Source organism: Providencia sp. PROV109 (assembly GCF_033681625.1).
Classification (GTDB): domain Bacteria; phylum Pseudomonadota; class Gammaproteobacteria; order Enterobacterales; family Enterobacteriaceae; genus Providencia; species Providencia hangzhouensis.
This window is the reverse complement of record NZ_CP096320.1, coordinates 4276669-4296479: the sequence shown is the minus strand read 5'-3', so window position 1 is coordinate 4296479 and position 19811 is coordinate 4276669. Positions and strand designations below refer to the sequence as shown.

Sequence of the window (19811 nt, the reverse complement as noted above, 5' to 3'; positions counted from 1 at the left end):
CATCTATGATTAAGAATAATTTAATCTCATAAGCAATGGACGCATGATGGTTTTAGATACTCAATTGTTACGAAAAGAACAAACTAGGCAAGCTTCAAAAATCATTTTGCATGATGAACTTCCACCACTCAAACTGATTGGTGGAGCGGATGTGGGCTTTGAACAGCAAGGCGCTATTACGCGTGCAGTGGTAGCTGTATTATCTTGGCCACAGTTAGAACTTGTTGAGTATCAAATAGCACGAATACCGACTCAATTGCCTTATATACCGGGGTTACTTTCTTTTCGTGAAGTCCCTGGGTTAATGGCGGCGTGGGAAAAAATACAAAATAAACCTGAATTAGTACTCGTAGATGGACAAGGGATTGCACACCCACGGCGCTTTGGTGTTGCCTGCCATTTTGGGTTACAAGCTAATATAGCCACAATTGGCGTTGCAAAAAGCCGTTTATGTGGTGATGCGGTTGAGTTAAGTGAAGAACCCGAAAGTGTTCAGCCATTAATGGCAGGTGAAAATCAACTCGGTTGGGTATTGCGGAGCAAAAAACGCTGCAAACCATTATATGTTTCACCTGGTCATAAAGTAGGTTTTTCCTCTTCCTTAGAGTGGGTAAAGCAGTGTCTAAAAGGTTATCGGTTGCCAGAACCGACGCGTTTTGCTGACGGAATTGCATCAAATCGAACGTTTTTTAAGCGAATGAATGAGAAAATCAGCTAATTATCAGCAAAATATGTGGCATTGACAGATTTTCAGGTAAACTGCGAAGTATTAAGATTGATGAGTCAGAAATTATGTTAAGAAATCCCATTCATTTGAGGTTGGAAAAATTAGAAAGCTGGCAGCATACAACTTTCATGGCAAGCCTATGTGAAAGAATGTATCCGAACTTTCAAATGTTTTGTCAGCAGACTGAATTTGCCGATGCAAAAGTTTATCGTTCCATCCTTGATTTAGTTTGGGAAACTTTGGTCATTAAAGATAGCAAAGTCAATTTCGACAGTCAGTTAGAAAAATTAGAAGAAATTATCCCATCAGCAGATGATTTCGATATGTATGGTGTGTATCCAGCTATTGATGCCTGTATTGCGTTAGGTGAAATTATCCATTCGAAATTGAGTGGTGAAACCCTCGAACACGCAATATTGGTTAGCGAAGCATCCATTCGTACGGTTGCCATGCTCGAAATGACTCAAGCAGGGCGGGAAATGACAGAAGAAGAACTCAAAGAAATCCCGGCCGTTGAAGAGGAATGGGATATCCAGTGGGACATTTTCCGGTTACTGGCAGCTTGTGAAGAGCGCGACTTAGAGTTAATTAAAGGATTAAAATCTGACCTCCGCGAAGCGGGGGTGAGCAATATAGGTATTACTTTAAGCTGATTTTTGCATTTTCATTATCGAAAACGTGACTTGACGCAGTAATGCTGAGTACTAAGACTTCACATTTGCCCCTACTCTGGTCTACATTTAGGGGCGAGAAGAAGTGGCTATCGGGGGCGTGTATCAGGGGCTGTCAATTTGGCATATCCGACGCACTCGATGCTTTGCAAACGATAAACACACTGTGTAAGGATAATTTATGAATAAGACTGAATTAGTTGATGCTATCGCAGAATCAGCGGACCTGACCAAAGTTCAGGCAAAAGCAGCATTAGAATCTACTCTGAATGCTATTTCTGAAACGCTGAAAAAAGGCGAACAAGTCCAACTGGTCGGTTTCGGTACTTTTAAAGTTAGCCATCGTGCTGCGCGTACTGGTCGTAACCCACAAACTAAAGCAGAAATCCAGATTCCTGCTACAACTGTGCCTGCTTTCTCTGCCGGTAAAGCACTGAAAGAAGCTGTAAAATAAGAACATTGTACAGCCGAATCACCAGAGGGGGTAAAAAACTACCCCTTTTGTTTATTCAAAAAGGGTTGCTGGTGTTGGGAACTATCTCAATGCTAAGCGCCTGTTCTTCTAATGCACCAAAGCTCCCTGAGTTTAGTGCAAGTGGTTTTATTGCCGATGATGGCGTCATTCGTATGTGGCGACTTAATAATGCAAAAAGCCAGCCTCTGGTCTTAATGGTGGTTTATAGCCCCTATAAAGGTACAGACACTTCCGTTAATTTCTTTGAATATCGTTCAGGCAATCTGTGGCAAATTCGCAGCCAAATCTTGAATCAAAAAAACGGTGATATCACCGAACAATTACGCTTCGATAAAAATAATGAGGTTATTTTTATGCAGCGTACTCAAGACGGCTATAAAACACCTCTTTCAACGGATGAAATTACGCGTTGGCGCTTTGAAGCTGAACGCATACTCGAGACAAACACCGCACTTATTGTTGGCGGCGTCAAACTCTATCAAGGTCGCTGGCATCAAGGTAAAGTGACGACTTGTGAAGGTGATGTACGCGAAGTGACTTTTGAGCCCTATGCTGAAAATTGGTTACAGAGCCGTGCGAAAGTGTGGCATTCCCAGCTAAATTTAGCGTGGTTGGAATCTTCTGAGGGGAATCAGCTTTTGATGGTAGCGGATACTGATTTTTGCCGCTGGCAGCCTTCTAAAGATTCGTTGTAATATCTCCGCTCGTCGTCTTTCGACCCACCACTCGTCGTCTTTCAATCCATAGCGTTGTTGGCTGCTCTCAGCTACTTAGGTCACATACTTATGTATGCTCCCTAAGATATCTTCGTTTGCCGCCTAGCTCTGAATTGAAATACTTAGAGCCGATATTTTTGCTCGTCAACTCGTAGCCTTTCGACCTTCAGCATTGTTGGCCGCGGTGACTTAGCCTAGTCACCTTGCCGTCTAGCTACGAACAGAAATCCTTAGAGTGCTTGTTTGATAGTACAAACAACAATAAAAAAGCTGATAAAAGTTTCCTCTTATCAGCTTAGGGAATGGTTTAGTACTTTGTATTATTTTATACGAGCGATAGCACGGTAGCCGATGTCGTTGCGGTAGAAGCTATCATTCCAGTGAATGGTTTTTGCCACTTCATAAGCTTTGGCTTGCGCTTTAGCGATATCATTACCCAATGCTGTTACGCATAGGACGCGACCACCGGCAGTCACGACTTCTCCATCTTTCATGCGAGTACCCGCATGGAAAACTTTGCTATCAGCCGCTTCGGTGGTTGGTAAACCTGAAATTACATCGCCATTGTGGTAGTCGCCTGGGTAACCGCCTGCAGCAATTACTACCCCTAAAGCAGGGCGCTCATCCCATAATGAATCTTTACCTGCCAGCTCACCTTTCGCCCCCGCTAAACATAAAGCGACTAAATCTGATTGCAAGCGCATCATGATAGGCTGAGTTTCAGGATCACCAAAACGGCAGTTGAATTCGATAACTTTTGGGTTACCTGCTTTATCAATCATTAATCCAGCGTATAAGAAGCCTTGATAGCGGTTTCCTTCTTGGTCCATGCCTTTAACAGTTGGATAAATAACTTGTTCCATCACGCGCTGGTGTATTTCATCTGTCACAACAGGAGCTGGGGAGTAAGCGCCCATTCCACCTGTATTTAGACCTGTATCACCATCACCGACACGTTTATGATCTTGGCTAGTTGCCATTGGAATGACATTTTCACCATCTACCATAACGATGAAACTCGCTTCTTCGCCATCAAGAAACTCTTCGATCACGATACGATGTCCTGCATCACCAAAGGCATTCCCCGCTAACATGTCATGAACAGCTTCTTTTGCTTCTTGCAGAGTCATGGCTACGATAACGCCTTTCCCCGCTGCAAGGCCATCTGCTTTGATCACGATTGGCGCACCGACTTTATCTAAGTAAGCTAAAGCAGGTTCAATCTCAGTAAAATTTTCATAGGCCGCAGTAGGAATATGATGGCGAGCTAAAAAGTCCTTAGTAAATGCTTTAGAGCCTTCAAGCTGAGCAGCACCTTTGGTTGGGCCAAAAATAGTTAAGCCAGCAGCCTTAAATGCATCTACAACACCAATAACTAATGGTGCTTCAGGGCCGACAATCGTTAAACCAATTTGCTTTTCTTTAGCGAATTGTAGCAGCCCATCAATATCTGTCGCAGAAATATTAACGTTCTCAAGGGATGGTTCTAATGCTGTGCCTGCATTGCCCGGGGCAACATACACTTTATCTGCTAAAGGGGATTGAGCCGCTTTCCACGCTAAGGCATGTTCACGGCCACCGCCACCAATAATCAAAATATTCATTACTAGGCTCCTAATAATTAGTGACGGAAATGACGCATATTAGTGAAAAGCATTGCAATACCATGTTCATTTGCAGCTGCAATCACTTCTTCATCGCGGATAGAACCACCTGGTTGGATTACACAAGTTACTCCAACAGCAGCTGCGGCATCAATACCATCGCGGAATGGGAAAAAGGCATCTGAGGCCATTGCACAGCCAGCGACTTCTAAGCCTTCATCTGCGGCTTTAATACCTGCAATTTTTGCAGAGTACACACGGCTCATTTGCCCTGCGCCAATACCGATAGTCATATCATTTTTGGCATAAACGATAGCATTGGATTTCACAAATTTTGCGACTTTCCAACAGAATAACGCATCTTTTAGCTCGCGTTCAGTTGGTTGGCGCTTAGTCACAACGCGAAGTTCTTCTTTTTCAACCATTCCTAAGTCACGGTCTTGCACTAATAAACCGCCATTCACGCGTTTAAAGTCTAAACTTGCAACTGGTTTGCTCCATTCGCCACATTCAAGTACGCGAACGTTTTGTTTAGTCTCAAGAATAGGCAATGCATCTTTAGCAACAGAAGGCGCGATAATGACTTCTACAAATTGGCGGTCAATGATCGCTTGAGCGGTTTCTTTATCTAATTGACGGTTAAACGCGATAATGCCGCCAAAAGCAGACGTTGGGTCAGTTTTGAATGCGTTATTATAAGCTGTATGAATAGAATCACCGATAGCGACACCACAAGGGTTAGCATGTTTGACAATTACACAAGCAGGTTCTTCGAATGATTTAACACACTCAAGAGCCGCATCGGTATCAGCGATATTATTATAAGACAGGGCTTTACCTTGAATTTGTTGTGCAGTTGCAATAGAAGCTTCTTTTGGGTTTTCTTCTATATAAAAAGCAGCATCTTGGTGGCTGTTCTCTCCATAACGCATGTCTTGTTTTTTTATAAAATTTAAATTCAAGGTGCGAGGGAAACGGCCAGAAGGTTGGGTCGTATCACCATAATAAGGGGCAACTAATTCACCAAAGTAATTCGCAATCATGCTGTCATAAGCAGCTGTGTGTTCGAAAGCTTTTATTGCGAGGTCAAACCGAGTTGACCAATTTAGCGAGTTTTCGTGGTTATCCATCTCATCAATGATGGTTTGATAGTCATTACTATTCACTACAATTGCTACATCTTTATGATTTTTAGCCGCGGAGCGCACCATGGTTGGGCCGCCGATATCAATATTTTCTACAGCATCTTCAAGGGTACAATTTGGTTTTGCCACTGTTTGGGCAAAAGGGTACAGATTAACAACGACCATATCGATAGGGGCAATATCATGCTGTTGCATAATGGCATCATCCGTACCGCGACGACCTAAAATTCCGCCATGCACTTTCGGGTGCAATGTTTTCACTCGACCATCCATCATTTCAGGAAACCCAGTGTAATCTGAAACTTCAGTTACGTTTAGTCCTGACTCAGCAAGTAACTTTGCAGTACCGCCAGTAGATAGAAGCTCAACACCACGTTGAGATAACGCCTTAGCGAATTCAACAACCCCTGTTTTATCAGACACACTAAGCAGGGCACGACGAATAGGACGAAGCAGTTGCATGAGATAGATCCCTTGGATTTGAATAAATAAGGCAATAACGAATATCAGTCAGTAAAAACTCAAAGAGCTTTTCTTATATACCTATTATATCTATTGATGAAAGCAAAGCGGAATTGGCCAGCTTTCCCTATAACAATATATAAGTCACTAACAATTTCAGAACATAAAAACAAAATCAATGCCGAAATTTCGAGCCAATTGTAACGCAAACGTTTGCGTAATGCGCGATAATTTTTAAATTATTTTCATGTTGTGGATAACTTCGTGTATAAGTCGGTATAAGTAGGGGTTTTGCTGTGTAATGCAGCAGTTGAATAAAAAAATGCAAAAAAGGGGTTGCCAGATTTTTCTGACTCCCTATAATGCGCATCCACTGACCGGGAACAAGACAACGCAAAGCGCGATGAACACTGAAACGGCAGCGAGAGATTCTGAAAAGAAAAAGCAAAAAATTGCTTGACTCTCACGGAGGAAAACGTAATATACGCCTCCTCGCAGCAACGACCGAAAGGTTGGTTTTCATAAAGAAAAGCTGCAACGCTCTTTAACAATTTATCAGACAATCTGTGTGGGCACTCACAGGACACTATCAAAAAAATATTTGATTTTAAGTCTTGAAGAGTGACTAACACGTTAATTCATATATATGAAATAAGGTAGTAACGCTTATTTTGGAAGGATAACGCGAAGGCAAGCAGAGATAACCCGAGACAGTACTTAGGTACGGCGAGGGGAAGCGATGCGAAGCCGACAAAGTTAGCCGAACAAAAGAACGTTACGGTCAGTAAGACATTCTTTGAGCATCAAGCTTTTTAATTGAAGAGTTTGATCATGGCTCAGATTGAACGCTGGCGGCAGGCCTAACACATGCAAGTCGAGCGGTAACAGGGGAAGCTTGCTTCTCGCTGACGAGCGGCGGACGGGTGAGTAATGTATGGGGATCTGCCCGATAGAGGGGGATAACTACTGGAAACGGTAGCTAATACCGCATAATCTCTCAGGAGCAAAGCAGGGGAACTTCGGTCCTTGCGCTATCGGATGAACCCATATGGGATTAGCTAGTAGGTGAGGTAATGGCTCACCTAGGCGACGATCCCTAGCTGGTCTGAGAGGATGATCAGCCACACTGGGACTGAGACACGGCCCAGACTCCTACGGGAGGCAGCAGTGGGGAATATTGCACAATGGGCGCAAGCCTGATGCAGCCATGCCGCGTGTATGAAGAAGGCCCTAGGGTTGTAAAGTACTTTCAGTCGGGAGGAAGGCGTTGTTGCTAATATCAACAACGATTGACGTTACCGACAGAAGAAGCACCGGCTAACTCCGTGCCAGCAGCCGCGGTAATACGGAGGGTGCAAGCGTTAATCGGAATTACTGGGCGTAAAGCGCACGCAGGCGGTTGATTAAGTTAGATGTGAAATCCCCGGGCTTAACCTGGGAATGGCATCTAAGACTGGTCAGCTAGAGTCTTGTAGAGGGGGGTAGAATTCCATGTGTAGCGGTGAAATGCGTAGAGATGTGGAGGAATACCGGTGGCGAAGGCGGCCCCCTGGACAAAGACTGACGCTCAGGTGCGAAAGCGTGGGGAGCAAACAGGATTAGATACCCTGGTAGTCCACGCTGTAAACGATGTCGATTTGAAGGTTGTTCCCTAGAGGAGTGGCTTTCGGAGCTAACGCGTTAAATCGACCGCCTGGGGAGTACGGCCGCAAGGTTAAAACTCAAATGAATTGACGGGGGCCCGCACAAGCGGTGGAGCATGTGGTTTAATTCGATGCAACGCGAAGAACCTTACCTACTCTTGACATCCAGAGAATTTAGCAGAGATGCTTTAGTGCCTTCGGGAACTCTGAGACAGGTGCTGCATGGCTGTCGTCAGCTCGTGTTGTGAAATGTTGGGTTAAGTCCCGCAACGAGCGCAACCCTTATCCTTTGTTGCCAGCGATTCGGTCGGGAACTCAAAGGAGACTGCCGGTGATAAACCGGAGGAAGGTGGGGATGACGTCAAGTCATCATGGCCCTTACGAGTAGGGCTACACACGTGCTACAATGGCGTATACAAAGAGAAGCGACCTCGCGAGAGCAAGCGGAACTCATAAAGTACGTCGTAGTCCGGATTGGAGTCTGCAACTCGACTCCATGAAGTCGGAATCGCTAGTAATCGTAGATCAGAATGCTACGGTGAATACGTTCCCGGGCCTTGTACACACCGCCCGTCACACCATGGGAGTGGGTTGCAAAAGAAGTAGGTAGCTTAACCTTCGGGAGGGCGCTTACCACTTTGTGATTCATGACTGGGGTGAAGTCGTAACAAGGTAACCGTAGGGGAACCTGCGGTTGGATCACCTCCTTACCATTGAAGTGTTTTGTGAAGTGCTCACACAGATTGTCTGATAGAAAGTAGAGCAATAGGCTATACGTGGGAGACTTATTCAAGAGAATAGGACTTACATGAGATACCGCAGCAGTATGTGCAATATCTTGTGTCCCCTTCGTCTAGAGGCCTAGGACACCGCCCTTTCACGGCGGTAACAGGGGTTCGAATCCCCTAGGGGACGCCAATTGCGCCGATATCGAGTGAAAGACGATGTCCCCAATAATGATTAAGCCAATTATATTGTAGTTGGTTTAACAATTATGCTCTTTAACAATCTGGAACAAGCTGAAAATTGAAAACAACGCACATTGTTTATCGCTTAAACAATGTGAGAGTCTCTCAAAAATCTCAACTTGAATGTGCTTCTCTGAAGCATCGAGTCGACGAAGGAAATGAGTTCGAGGTGGCCAGCGCACAGCAAGCGCAGCGTACATAAGTACGTGAGCATTGCGCGCACTGCCCAACGAAGAAATCATGACGTGCAGTCACTCGTTGTCAGAAGACACCTTCGGGTTGTGAGGTTAAGCGACTAAGCGTACACGGTGGATGCCTAGGCAATCAGAGGCGATGAAGGACGTGCTAATCTGCGATAAGCGTCGGTAAGGTGATATGAACCGTTACAACCGACGATTTCCGAATGGGGAAACCCAGTGCAATTCGTTGCACTATCGTTTGATGAATACATAGTCAAACGAAGCGAACCGGGGGAACTGAAACATCTCAGTACCCCGAGGAAAAGAAATCAACCGAGATTCCCCTAGTAGCGGCGAGCGAACGGGGAGCAGCCCAGAGTCTTAATCAGCATTAGCATCAGGAGAACGGTCTGGAAAGTCCGGCAGTAAAGGGTGATAGCCCCGTATCCGAAGGTGTTAGTGTTGTGAACTCGACGAGTAGGGCGGGACACGTGTTATCCTGTCTGAATATGGGGGGACCATCCTCCAAGGCTAAATACTCCTGATTGACCGATAGTGAACCAGTACCGTGAGGGAAAGGCGAAAAGAACCCCGGCGAGGGGAGTGAAATAGAACCTGAAACCGTGTACGTACAAGCAGTGGGAGCCTTGATTTATCAGGGTGACTGCGTACCTTTTGTATAATGGGTCAGCGACTTATATTCTGTAGCAAGGTTAACCGTATAGGGGAGCCGTAGGGAAACCGAGTCTTAACTGGGCGAATAAGTTGCAGGGTATAGACCCGAAACCCGGTGATCTAGCCATGGGCAGGTTGAAGGTTGGGTAACACTAACTGGAGGACCGAACCGACTAATGTTGAAAAATTAGCGGATGACTTGTGGCTGGGGGTGAAAGGCCAATCAAACCGGGAGATAGCTGGTTCTCCCCGAAAGCTATTTAGGTAGCGCCTCGTGAACTCATCTTCGGGGGTAGAGCACTGTTTCGACTAGGGGGTCATCCCGACTTACCAACTCGATGCAAACTACGAATACCGAAGAATGTTATCACGGGAGACACACGGCGGGTGCTAACGTTCGTCGTGAAGAGGGAAACAACCCAGACCGCCAGCTAAGGTCCCAAAGTCATAGTTAAGTGGGAAACGAAGTGGGAAGGCTCAGACAGCCAGGATGTTGGCTTAGAAGCAGCCATCATTTAAAGAAAGCGTAATAGCTCACTGGTCGAGTCGGCCTGCGCGGAAGATGTAACGGGGCTAAACTATGCACCGAAGCTGCGGCAGCGATATGTAAATATTGTTGGGTAGGGGAGCGTTCTGTAAGCCTGTGAAGGTGTGCTGTGAGGCATGCTGGAGGTATCAGAAGTGCGAATGCTGACATAAGTAACGATAATGCGGGTGAAAAACCCGCACGCCGGAAGACCAAGGGTTCCTGTCCAACGTTAATCGGGGCAGGGTGAGTCGACCCCTAAGGCGAGGCAGAAATGCGTAGTCGATGGGAAACGGGTTAATATTCCCGTACTGGTGATAATTGCGATGGGGGGACGGAGAAGGCTAGGCTATCCGGGCGACGGTTGTCCCGGTTTAAGGATGTAGGCAGGTGAATTAGGCAAATCCGGTTCACTACATGCTGAGGTCCGACGACGAGTCACTACGGTGATGAAGTAGCTCATGCCCCGCTTCCAGGAAAAGCCTCTAAGCTCTAGATTATCATTAATCGTACCCCAAACCGACACAGGTGGTCAGGTAGAGAATACTCAGGCGCTTGAGAGAACTCGGGTGAAGGAACTAGGCAAAATGGTGCCGTAACTTCGGGAGAAGGCACGCTGGCATTAGGTGAAGTGATTTACTCATGGAGCTGAAGCCAGTCGCAGATACCAGCTGGCTGCAACTGTTTATTAAAAACACAGCACTGTGCAAACACGAAAGTGGACGTATACGGTGTGACGCCTGCCCGGTGCTGGAAGGTTAATTGATGGGGTTATCCGTAAGGAGAAGCTCTTGATCGAAGCCCCAGTAAACGGCGGCCGTAACTATAACGGTCCTAAGGTAGCGAAATTCCTTGTCGGGTAAGTTCCGACCTGCACGAATGGCGTAATGATGGCCAGGCTGTCTCCACCCGAGACTCAGTGAAATTGAACTCGCTGTGAAGATGCAGTGTACCCGCGGCAAGACGGAAAGACCCCGTGAACCTTTACTATAGCTTGACACTGAACATTGAGCCTTGATGTGTAGGATAGGTGGGAGGCTTTGAAGCGTGGACGCCAGTCTGCGTGGAGCCAACCTTGAAATACCACCCTTTAATGTTTGATGTTCTAACGTTGCCCCATTATCTGGGGTGCGGACAGTGTCTGGTGGGTAGTTTGACTGGGGCGGTCTCCTCCCAAAGAGTAACGGAGGAGCACGAAGGTTGGCTAAGCATGGTCGGACATCATGCGGTTAGTGCAAAGGCATAAGCCAGCTTGACTGCGAGAGTGACGGCTCGAGCAGGTACGAAAGTAGGTCTTAGTGATCCGGTGGTTCTGAATGGAAGGGCCATCGCTCAACGGATAAAAGGTACTCCGGGGATAACAGGCTGATACCGCCCAAGAGTTCATATCGACGGCGGTGTTTGGCACCTCGATGTCGGCTCATCACATCCTGGGGCTGAAGTAGGTCCCAAGGGTACGGCTGTTCGCCGTTTAAAGTGGTACGCGAGCTGGGTTTAGAACGTCGTGAGACAGTTCGGTCCCTATCTGCCGTGGGCGTTGGAAGATTGAAAGGGGCTGCTCCTAGTACGAGAGGACCGGAGTGGACGCACCACTGGTGTTCGGGTTGTCATGCCAATGGCATTGCCCGGTAGCTAAGTGCGGAAGAGATAACCGCTGAAAGCATCTAAGCGGGAAACTTGCCTTGAGATGAGTCTTCCCTGACTCTTTAAGAGTCCTAAAGGAACGTTTAAGACTAAGACGTTGATAGGTTGGGTGTGTAAGCGTAGCGATACGTTGAGCTAACCAATACTAATGAACCGTGAGGCTTAACCTGACAACACCGAAGGTGTTTTAGAGAGATAGAGTTGTTTTTCAGAGAACGTGAGAAGCCGAAAGGTGAAGGACACACAGCTTGTTTGAGATTGACGTTCTGGTTTAGTGAAGAAAAAACTAAACGGGAACAAACAGAATTTGTCTGGCGGCAATAGCGCGGTGGTCCCACCTGACCCCATGCCGAACTCAGCAGTGAAACGCCGTAGCGCCGATGGTAGTGTGGGGTCTCCCCATGTGAGAGTAGGGAACTGCCAGACATTAAATTTTAAGGTTGTGTCAGTACTAACTGACCGCACCATATTGCTGATATGGCTCAGTTGGTAGAGCACACCCTTGGTAAGGGTGAGGTCCCCAGTTCGAATCTGGGTATCAGCACCATATAATCGGCATTTAAAAAGAATTTACCTAGCGGCAATAGCGCGGTGGTCCCACCTGACCCCATGCCGAACTCAGTAGTGAAACGCCGTAGCGCCGATGGTAGTGTGGGGTCTCCCCATGTGAGAGTAGGGAACTGCTAGGTTTTAAATATAAAGAGGCCACCCATTGGGTGGCTTTTTGCATTCTACTAATAGAGTAATTTTCACTAATTATCTTATTTTCTTAATCCTGCTATTCACTCTTAATCCAGCCTGATAGACTTATCTTATCTTTGTTTTATTTGTACTGAAGGCTGTAATGAACCTAACGTCTGAACTTAAATCATTTAATAGCTTTGGCATTCAAGCAAAAGCACTATCAATTGTTTTTGTGGATAACCAAGAATCTCTACTCCAGCAATGGAGCGAGGCTAAAAATCAGCAACTCCCAGTATTATTATTAGGAGGGGGAAGCAATGTTCTATTTGTTGAAGACTTTGCAGGTGTAGTAATCATCAATCAGCTAAAGGGTGTACAAATAACAGAAGATATCAGCTATTGGTATGTTCATGCTCAAGCAGGTGAAAATTGGCATCAATTACTTGAAACGTTATTGAGTGAAGGTGTTTGTGGTGCGGAAAATTTAGCGTTGATCCCAGGTTGTGTAGGTTCTGCGCCCATTCAAAATATTGGTGCTTATGGTTTAGAGCTAAAAGATATATGTCAGTATGTTGATGTACTTTCTCTAGATACAGGTAAAGTAACACGGCTAACAGCTGCAGAGTGTCAGTTTGGCTACCGTGATAGCATTTTTAAGCATGAATATCAATATGGCTATGTCATTATCAGTGTTGGGTTAAAACTTGCTAAAGAATGGACGCCTAAGCTTATATATGGTGACCTTGCTCAGCTTGACCCCAATACAGTAACACCAGAACAAGTATTTAACTCTGTATGCCAAACGCGTAGAAGTAAATTACCTGATCCGGCAATAACAGGTAATGCAGGGAGTTTCTTTAAAAATCCTATTATTTCAGCAGAAAAAGCACAAGCCATAAAAATAGCTTATCCTAATTGTCCTCAATATAACCAAGAAGATGGACGCGTAAAGCTAGCAGCAGGGTGGCTTATCGACCAATGTGGTCTGAAAGGACATGAAATCGGTGGTGCTGCGGTACATAAGCAGCAAGCATTGGTTTTAATCAATAAAAACCGAGCGACAGGGCAAGACATTGTCAATCTAGCAAAATATGTGAGTCAAAAGGTTTTAGAGCATTTTGGTATACATTTAGAACCAGAGGTCAGGTTTATTGGTAAAAATGGCGAAATCAACGCAATGGAATGTATTCAATGAAAGAAAGAAACACCCCACTAGATCTCATAAATATCTTGGCCGATGCGCAAGTGCATTCAGGAGAACAGCTAGGAGATAAACTAGGGATGACCCGCGCAGCGATCAATAAGCATATAAAAACGCTACGTTCGTGGGGACTGAATGTACAAACGGTAACCGGTAAAGGGTATAAGCTACCTTATCCTATTAACCTACTTAACGAAGATACAATAAAACAGCGAGTTGATGACGTAAATATTATAGTTGAACCTGTTATTGATTCTACTAATCAGTACATGTTGGAGAGAATTACTGAATTACAGTCAGGGGATACGTGTCTTGCTGAGTATCAAAGTGCTGGGCGAGGCAGAAGAGGAAGGCAATGGATATCACCATTTGGATGTAACCTTTACTTATCCATGTACTGGAAATTAGACCAAGGTCCTGCGGCGGCAATAGGGTTAAGCTTAGTTGTTGGTATTGTTGTCGCTGAAACGTTAAATAAATTAATTGGTAATAAAGTCAAAGTCAAATGGCCTAATGACCTATATATGAATGATAAAAAGCTTGCAGGAATTTTGGTTGAATTAACGGGTAAAACAGGGGATGCAGCTCATATTATTATCGGTATTGGTATTAATATTGGCATGAATAAAGAAAATTCTGACAGTAGCGAAAACATAACTCAAGCCTGGTCCTCTCTATCTGACGAATTTGAAAATATAGAGAGAAATGAATTATCAGCAAATATAATTCAAGCTTTGAGGAATTCATTGGTTTTATTTGAAAAAGAAGGGCTAAAACCATTTTTAGAAAGATGGATTGAGTTAGATAATTTTTTAAATAGAAATGTTAAGTTATTGATTGGCAACGAAATAATAACGGGAATTGAACGTGGGATTAATGAGCAAGGTGCATTATTGCTACAGAAGGATAATGGCGAAATAATTTCCTATATTGGTGGTGAAATATCCTTAAGACCAAATGAATAATATATTACTGGCCGGAGAGAAACCGGCCAATATAAATAATCACTTTCTTAATCTAACACTCTGAATAGAATGATTCTCACCTTTAGTCATAATTAAACTGGCTCTTTCCTTTGTTGGTAATATATTTTCTTCAAGGTTTAGCCCATTAATTTCATCCCAAATAGAGCTAGCAATATTAATTGCCTCTTCTTCCCTAAGTTTAGAATAACTATGGAAGTAAGAATCAGGATCTGAGAATGCACCTTGCCTAAATTTAAGGAACCGACCGATATACCATTGCTTTAATAATTCAGGTGCAGCATCAACATAAATGGAGAAATCAACAAAGTCAGATACAAATACATGATGGGGGTCTTGTGGATAATCCATATCACTTTGTAAGACATTCAGCCCTTCGAGTATTAAAATATCAGGTTGATCAATTACCTGTTCTTCATCAGGGACAATGTCATACGTTAAATGCGAATAAACCGGAGCCTTAACATTACGTGCACCTGATTTTATTTGCGACACGAAGTTGACTAGTTTTCGCATATCATAAGATTGCGGAAAACCTTTTTTCTTCATGATATTCCTATCTTTTAATACTTGATTAGGATGTAAAAAACCATCAGTTGTGATCAAGTCGACTTTACGGTGTTCAGGCCAACGAGTGAGTAGCGCTTGCAGCAAACGTGCTGTTGTACTTTTACCAACGGCTACACTACCTGCTATACCAATAATATAAGGCACTTTTGCGCCATTAGTTCCAAGGAATTGCTCTAGAACAGCCTGACGACGTAAGTTTGAACTAATATAAAAATTCAGTAAACGCGATAAAGGTAGATAAATTTCTATAACATCTTCCATAGAGAGTTCTTCGTTAATCCCTTTTAACTCTAGAAGTTCACTCGATGTTAATGTAAGCGGTACTGAATCACGTAAAGTTGCCCAGTGTTCTCTATCAAACTCTAAGTATGGCGTAGTAATAAAATTTTCTTTCTTTTTCATAAACCAACATCTGCCTATTTTATGCAGGTTGGACAGGTTGCCTAAACACCCGTATCCATAAAATTTGCTAGCATCATAGCGAGGGAAAGTGGGGAGGCGTAGGTTTTTTTCTATTTTTTATCAGTTTTTTTTGATGCAGGCAGAAAAAATGATACTGAGTGATGAAAAAAACACCTAAGAATAAGAGGGTAAAACTGTGATATCGAATAAAAAATAATAATTTTAAAAATTTTAAGCCTTTTTCTCCCTTTACTGACCAAATGATAATGGACTATAGTTAACAGCTGTTGTTGATGTTTTAAGCTCAAAACAGTTAAAAAATCAACAAAAATGCGAAAAGCGAACAAAATGTGAGCGAACAAACAAAAAAGTTAATTTTTTTGTTGCAACCTGCGCCGACTCTACCTAGAATGCGCAGCACTTGATGCCGGCATAGCTCAGTTGGTAGAGCAACTGACTTGTAATCAGTAGGTCCCGAGTTCGACTCTTGGTGCCGGCACCATTAAAAATTTGGATAGGTGGGATACCCAAGCGGCCAAAGGGAGCAGACTGTAAATCTGCCGTCACAGACTTCGAAGGTTCGAATCCTTCTCCCACCACCATCTCCAAGAAATTTTCTTAAGAGAAAATTTTGAGGAACAGTTTAACAGCTGATAACTCAGGTAGCCGAGTTCATTGCGGGCATCGTATAATGGCTATTACCTCAGCCTTCCAAGCTGATGATGCGGGTTCGATTCCCGCTGCCCGCTCCAAGATGTGCTGATATGGCTCAGTTGGTAGAGCACACCCTTGGTAAGGGTGAGGTCGGCAGTTCGAATCTGCCTATCAGCACCACTTCCTTTATGTTCTCACTTATCTCCCTGATTTGTCTCCTGAAAAAAACAAGCGAAATAATTCTTGCTTGGTTGATGTGGTTTAACCACCGATTCCGTGTCTTAGAGGGACAATCTAATGTCTAAAGAAAAATTTGAACGTTCAAAACCGCACGTTAACGTTGGTACTATCGGCCACGTTGACCACGGTAAAACTACTCTGACAGCAGCTATCACTACTGTTCTGGCTAAAACTTACGGCGGTTCTGCTCGCGCATTCGACCAAATCGATAACGCACCAGAAGAAAAAGCGCGTGGTATCACCATCTCTACTTCACACGTAGAATACGATACTCCAACTCGCCACTACGCGCACGTAGACTGCCCAGGACACGCCGACTATGTTAAAAACATGATCACTGGTGCTGCTCAGATGGACGGTGCAATTCTGGTTGTTGCTGCGACTGATGGCCCAATGCCACAAACTCGTGAGCACATCCTGTTAGGTCGTCAGGTTGGTGTTCCTTACATCATCGTTTTCCTGAACAAATGTGACATGGTAGACGACGAAGAGCTGTTAGAATTAGTCGAAATGGAAGTTCGTGAACTTCTGTCTCAATACGATTTCCCAGGCGACGACACTCCAGTTGTTCGTGGTTCAGCACTGAAAGCGCTGGAAGGCAACCCAGAGTGGGAAGCGAAAATTGTTGAATTAGCAGGCCACCTGGATACTTACATTCCAGAGCCAGAGCGTGCAATTGACAAGCCATTCCTGCTGCCAATCGAAGACGTATTCTCAATCTCAGGTCGTGGTACAGTAGTAACAGGCCGTGTTGAGCGTGGTATCATCAAAGTTGGTGAAGAAGTTGAAATCGTTGGTATTCAAGACACGGTTAAAACAACTTGTACTGGCGTTGAAATGTTCCGTAAACTGTTAGACGAAGGTCGTGCAGGTGAGAACGTTGGTGTTCTGCTGCGTGGTACTAAGCGTGAAGAAATTCAACGTGGTCAAGTACTGGCGAAACCAGGTTCAATCAAGCCACACACTAAATTTGAATCAGAAGTTTATATTCTGAGCAAAGATGAAGGTGGTCGTCATACTCCATTCTTCAAAGGTTACCGTCCACAGTTCTACTTCCGTACAACTGACGTAACAGGTACTATCGAACTGCCAGAAGGCGTAGAGATGGTAATGCCAGGTGATAACATCAACATGATCGTTACCCTGATCCACCCAATCGCGATGGACGACGGTTTACGTTTCGCAATCCGTGAAGGTGGCCGTACTGTAGGTGCGGGTGTTGTTGCAAAAATTATTGCATAATACATAGCTTTATCTAGTTTTAAAAAAGGGCACCTTATTTAGGTGCCCTTTTGTTGTTATAAGCAAAATTTTGACTACATAAAATTGCAGCATTACGTTGCTATATATTAGCCGAATCATTCATATTAAAAGTTATTTTTTCTTTTGATTTCACTTGCTTGTGTAATTAATCGCTCAGTGGTAAATGATCTTTGTAAATCATTAGTAATGATAATTGAAATGCAAATCATTTTTATTTAAACTATCTGTATGTGATTTATACAGGTAAGCATCATGTACATCTGCCTTTGTGAAGCCATTACTGATAAACAGATCAGAAATGCCGCAAGAAAGTATCAAGTGACCTCACTAAAGGGTCTACGACAAATTCTGCCTGTAGGCTTAGAATGTGGAAAATGTATTCGACAGACGAAGGCAATTTTATATGAAGAGCAAATGATTTTTGAGGATGCGTGCGCAACTGAAGTCGCATAGTATTTAATACCAGTCAAATTATTCCCACCATATTTATCACCTTTTGTTTAAATACATTGTGTAAAAATCACACTAACATCAATTTCAGTACTACACTTAAAAGACTGGAAGCGATGGAGGGTAGAAATGAAAGGCGATAAAAAAATGATAGCCCACCTAAATAAACTACTGGGCAATGAGTTAGTTGCAATTAACCAATATTTTTTGCATGCACGCATGTTTAAAAATTGGGGGCTTACACGTCTCAATGAGATGGAATATCACGAATCAATTGATGAAATGAAGCACGCAGATAAATATATAGAGCGAATTCTTTTCCTCGAAGGTATTCCTAACTTACAAGATCTTGGCAAATTGAATATTGGTGAAGATGTTGAAGAAATGCTGAAGTCAGATTTACAGCTTGAAATCGATGGGGCAAAAAATCTAAAGGAAGCTATTAAGTATGCAGATTCGGTTCATGACTACGTAAGTCGAGACCTGATGATTGAAATTTTAGCTGATGAAGAAAATCATATTGATTGGATAGAAACTCAACTAGAGCTGATTAATCGTTTGGGAATTCAAAACTATCTTCAAGCACAAGTTAAAGAAGAATAAAGTCTTATTCCGTACTGTTGTTTTATTAAGTTAATAACTAACCTCAACCACTGTGTATTCCATGGTTGAGGTTTTTTCCATTACTCCCCTAGAAAATTCGCACATATTTTCCTCGATTGCTTGCGTTTCCCTATAATTTACGTATAATGCGCGGGCTTACTGATGAGTAAGCCCTATATTTTAGGACTGAAATATCAGTATTGAGTTAACAATTTGTTGCTCATTTAGACAATACTTCCGATTTGGAAGTTACATCAAGAACGATTACACTCTCCCATCAATCGAAATGGGCACGAGGAGTAATCATTTACGTTTATAAAATAGTTGGAGCTCTGGTCTCATGCAGAACCAAAGAATCCGTATCCGCCTGAAAGCTTTTGATCATCGTTTAATCGATCAATCAACTGCGGAAATCGTAGAGACTGCTAAGCGCACTGGTGCGCAAGTTCGTGGTCCTATCCCGCTGCCGACACGTAAAGAGCGTTTTACCGTTCTGATTTCTCCGCACGTTAACAAAGATGCGCGTGATCAGTACGAAATTCGCACTCACAAGCGTCTGGTTGACATCGTTGAGCCAACCGAAAAGACCGTTGATGCTCTGATGCGTCTGGACCTGGCTGCCGGCGTTGACGTGCAGATCAGCCTGGGTTAATCAGGTCGTCGAACGATTGAGAGGTTGAAACAATGAAAGGTTTAGTCGGTAAGAAAGTCGGTATGACTCGTATCTTCACTGAAGATGGCGTTTCTATACCTGTAACTGTTATCGAAATTGAAAATAACCGTGTTACTCAGGTTAAAACTGCAGAAACTGACGGTTATAATGCAATTCAGGTTACTACCGGTAGCAAAAAAGCTAATCGTGTAACTAAGCCTGAAGCAGGTCATTTCGCTAAAGCTGGCGTCGAAGCTGGCCGTATCCTGCGTGAATTCCGCATTGAAGACAGTGCAGAATACACAGTAGGTCAAAGCATTAGCGTTGAAATTTTCGCTGACGTTAAAAAAGTCGACGTTACTGGTACATCTAAAGGTAAAGGTTTTGCCGGCACAGTTAAGCGCTGGAATTTCCGTACTCAAGATGCTACTCACGGTAACTCCTTGTCTCACCGTGTTCCGGGTTCTATCGGTCAAAACCAGACTCCGGGCAAAGTGTTTAAAGGCAAGAAAATGGCAGGCCAACTGGGTAATGAGCGTGTAACTGTTCAAAGCCTAGATGTAGTACGTGTTGACGCTGAGCGCAACCTGCTGCTGGTCAAAGGTGCTGTTCCAGGAGCAACTGGTAGCAACCTGATCGTAAAACCGGCTGTCAAGGCTTAACGTCGAGGAGAT

Annotated in this window: 15 protein-coding genes, 6 tRNA genes and 4 rRNA genes; 22 read left to right on the top strand and 3 right to left on the bottom strand. The window is 43.9% G+C overall.

Annotated features, from left to right (window positions below; translation table 11 throughout):
• Positions 1-46 precede the first annotated feature (46 nt).
• From nfi to M1F25_RS19990, 4 genes are all read left to right on the top strand, one after another.
• Positions 47-718, top strand: a complete 672-nt coding sequence (gene nfi, locus M1F25_RS20005) for a deoxyribonuclease V (protein WP_050763795.1) — start codon at positions 47-49, stop codon at positions 716-718.
• A 74-nt stretch (positions 719-792) separates the two neighbouring features.
• Positions 793-1380: a YjaG family protein gene (locus M1F25_RS20000; RefSeq protein ID WP_004264521.1), complete on the top strand. Its 588-nt coding sequence runs from the start codon at positions 793-795 to the stop codon at positions 1378-1380.
• A gap of 199 nt (positions 1381-1579) precedes the next feature.
• Positions 1580-1852, top strand: a complete 273-nt coding sequence (locus tag M1F25_RS19995; RefSeq protein ID WP_004264522.1) for an HU family DNA-binding protein — start codon at positions 1580-1582, stop codon at positions 1850-1852.
• Between the two features lie 71 nt (positions 1853-1923).
• A complete protein-coding gene (locus tag M1F25_RS19990; protein WP_311135857.1) occupies positions 1924-2568 on the top strand; it encodes a DUF1481 domain-containing protein in 645 nt (214 codons plus the stop codon).
• A gap of 341 nt (positions 2569-2909) precedes the next feature.
• Here the strand turns inward: M1F25_RS19990 and purD are convergent, their stop codons facing one another.
• Both purD and purH read right to left on the bottom strand, forming a co-directional pair.
• Complete coding sequence (gene purD, locus M1F25_RS19985; RefSeq protein WP_164454914.1) at positions 2910-4193, bottom strand: phosphoribosylamine--glycine ligase; 1284 nt, start codon at positions 4191-4193, stop codon at positions 2910-2912.
• Positions 4194-4210: 17 nt separating this feature from the next.
• On the bottom strand, positions 4211-5800 hold the full coding sequence (gene purH / locus M1F25_RS19980) for a bifunctional phosphoribosylaminoimidazolecarboxamide formyltransferase/IMP cyclohydrolase (protein ID WP_181488809.1): 1590 nt from the start codon (positions 5798-5800) through the stop codon (positions 4211-4213).
• Between the two features lie 301 nt (positions 5801-6101).
• Between purH and M1F25_RS19975 the strand changes: the two genes are divergently transcribed.
• The 9 genes from M1F25_RS19975 to birA all read left to right on the top strand — a co-directional run bounded on the left by M1F25_RS19975 (position 6102) and on the right by birA (position 14285).
• The gene (locus M1F25_RS19975) at positions 6102-6260 is read left to right on the top strand and encodes a hypothetical protein (RefSeq protein WP_164454916.1); all 159 of its coding nucleotides are present in this window, start codon (positions 6102-6104) and stop codon (positions 6258-6260) included.
• A 353-nt stretch (positions 6261-6613) separates the two neighbouring features.
• A 16S ribosomal RNA gene (locus M1F25_RS19970) occupies positions 6614-8153 on the top strand.
• A 132-nt stretch (positions 8154-8285) separates the two neighbouring features.
• Positions 8286-8361 (top strand) — tRNA-Glu (locus tag M1F25_RS19965).
• Positions 8362-8696: 335 nt separating this feature from the next.
• Positions 8697-11605 (top strand): 23S ribosomal RNA (locus tag M1F25_RS19960).
• A 140-nt stretch (positions 11606-11745) separates the two neighbouring features.
• Positions 11746-11861, top strand: a 5S ribosomal RNA gene (gene rrf / locus M1F25_RS19955).
• A gap of 45 nt (positions 11862-11906) precedes the next feature.
• Positions 11907-11982 (top strand) — tRNA-Thr (locus M1F25_RS19950).
• A 26-nt stretch (positions 11983-12008) separates the two neighbouring features.
• A 5S ribosomal RNA gene (rrf, locus tag M1F25_RS19945) occupies positions 12009-12124 on the top strand.
• Together the 16S, 23S and 5S rRNA genes with 2 tRNA genes alongside form the textbook arrangement of a ribosomal RNA operon.
• A gap of 155 nt (positions 12125-12279) precedes the next feature.
• Positions 12280-13314 (top strand): UDP-N-acetylmuramate dehydrogenase, encoded by a 1035-nt coding sequence (gene murB / locus M1F25_RS19940; RefSeq protein WP_094963242.1) that lies wholly within the window; start codon positions 12280-12282, stop codon positions 13312-13314.
• Positions 13311-14285 carry a bifunctional biotin--[acetyl-CoA-carboxylase] ligase/biotin operon repressor BirA gene (birA, locus tag M1F25_RS19935; RefSeq protein ID WP_094963241.1) on the top strand — a complete coding sequence of 325 codons (975 nt, stop codon included), beginning with the start codon at positions 13311-13313 and terminating at the stop codon, positions 14283-14285. The genes murB and birA overlap by 4 nt, the downstream gene beginning before the upstream one ends.
• Before the next feature lie 39 nt (positions 14286-14324).
• Here the strand turns inward: birA and coaA are convergent, their stop codons facing one another.
• Positions 14325-15275, bottom strand: a complete 951-nt coding sequence (gene coaA / locus M1F25_RS19930) for a type I pantothenate kinase (protein ID WP_004264367.1) — start codon at positions 15273-15275, stop codon at positions 14325-14327.
• A gap of 426 nt (positions 15276-15701) precedes the next feature.
• On the opposite strand from coaA, the gene M1F25_RS19925 reads away from it, so the two are divergent.
• From M1F25_RS19925 to rplC, 9 genes are all read left to right on the top strand, one after another.
• Positions 15702-15777: transfer RNA gene (locus M1F25_RS19925), tRNA-Thr, on the top strand.
• 15 nt (positions 15778-15792) lie between these two features.
• Positions 15793-15877, top strand: a tRNA-Tyr gene (locus M1F25_RS19920).
• A gap of 75 nt (positions 15878-15952) precedes the next feature.
• A tRNA-Gly gene (locus tag M1F25_RS19915) sits at positions 15953-16027 on the top strand.
• Between the two features lie 6 nt (positions 16028-16033).
• A tRNA-Thr gene (locus M1F25_RS19910) sits at positions 16034-16109 on the top strand.
• Positions 16110-16226: 117 nt separating this feature from the next.
• Entirely contained in the window at positions 16227-17411 is a 1185-nt protein-coding gene (gene tuf / locus M1F25_RS19905; RefSeq protein ID WP_004264373.1) for an elongation factor Tu, read from the top strand.
• 273 nt (positions 17412-17684) lie between these two features.
• Complete coding sequence (gene bfd / locus M1F25_RS19900; protein ID WP_004265412.1) at positions 17685-17885, top strand: bacterioferritin-associated ferredoxin; 201 nt, start codon at positions 17685-17687, stop codon at positions 17883-17885.
• Between the two features lie 126 nt (positions 17886-18011).
• The gene (gene bfr / locus M1F25_RS19895; protein ID WP_094963184.1) at positions 18012-18485 is read left to right on the top strand and encodes a bacterioferritin; all 474 of its coding nucleotides are present in this window, start codon (positions 18012-18014) and stop codon (positions 18483-18485) included.
• Positions 18486-18825: 340 nt separating this feature from the next.
• Positions 18826-19137, top strand: a complete 312-nt coding sequence (gene rpsJ / locus M1F25_RS19890; protein ID WP_001181005.1) for a 30S ribosomal protein S10 — start codon at positions 18826-18828, stop codon at positions 19135-19137.
• Between the two features lie 32 nt (positions 19138-19169).
• Complete coding sequence (gene rplC, locus M1F25_RS19885; RefSeq protein WP_004265414.1) at positions 19170-19799, top strand: 50S ribosomal protein L3; 630 nt, start codon at positions 19170-19172, stop codon at positions 19797-19799.
• The last annotated feature ends 12 nt before the right edge of the window (positions 19800-19811 follow it).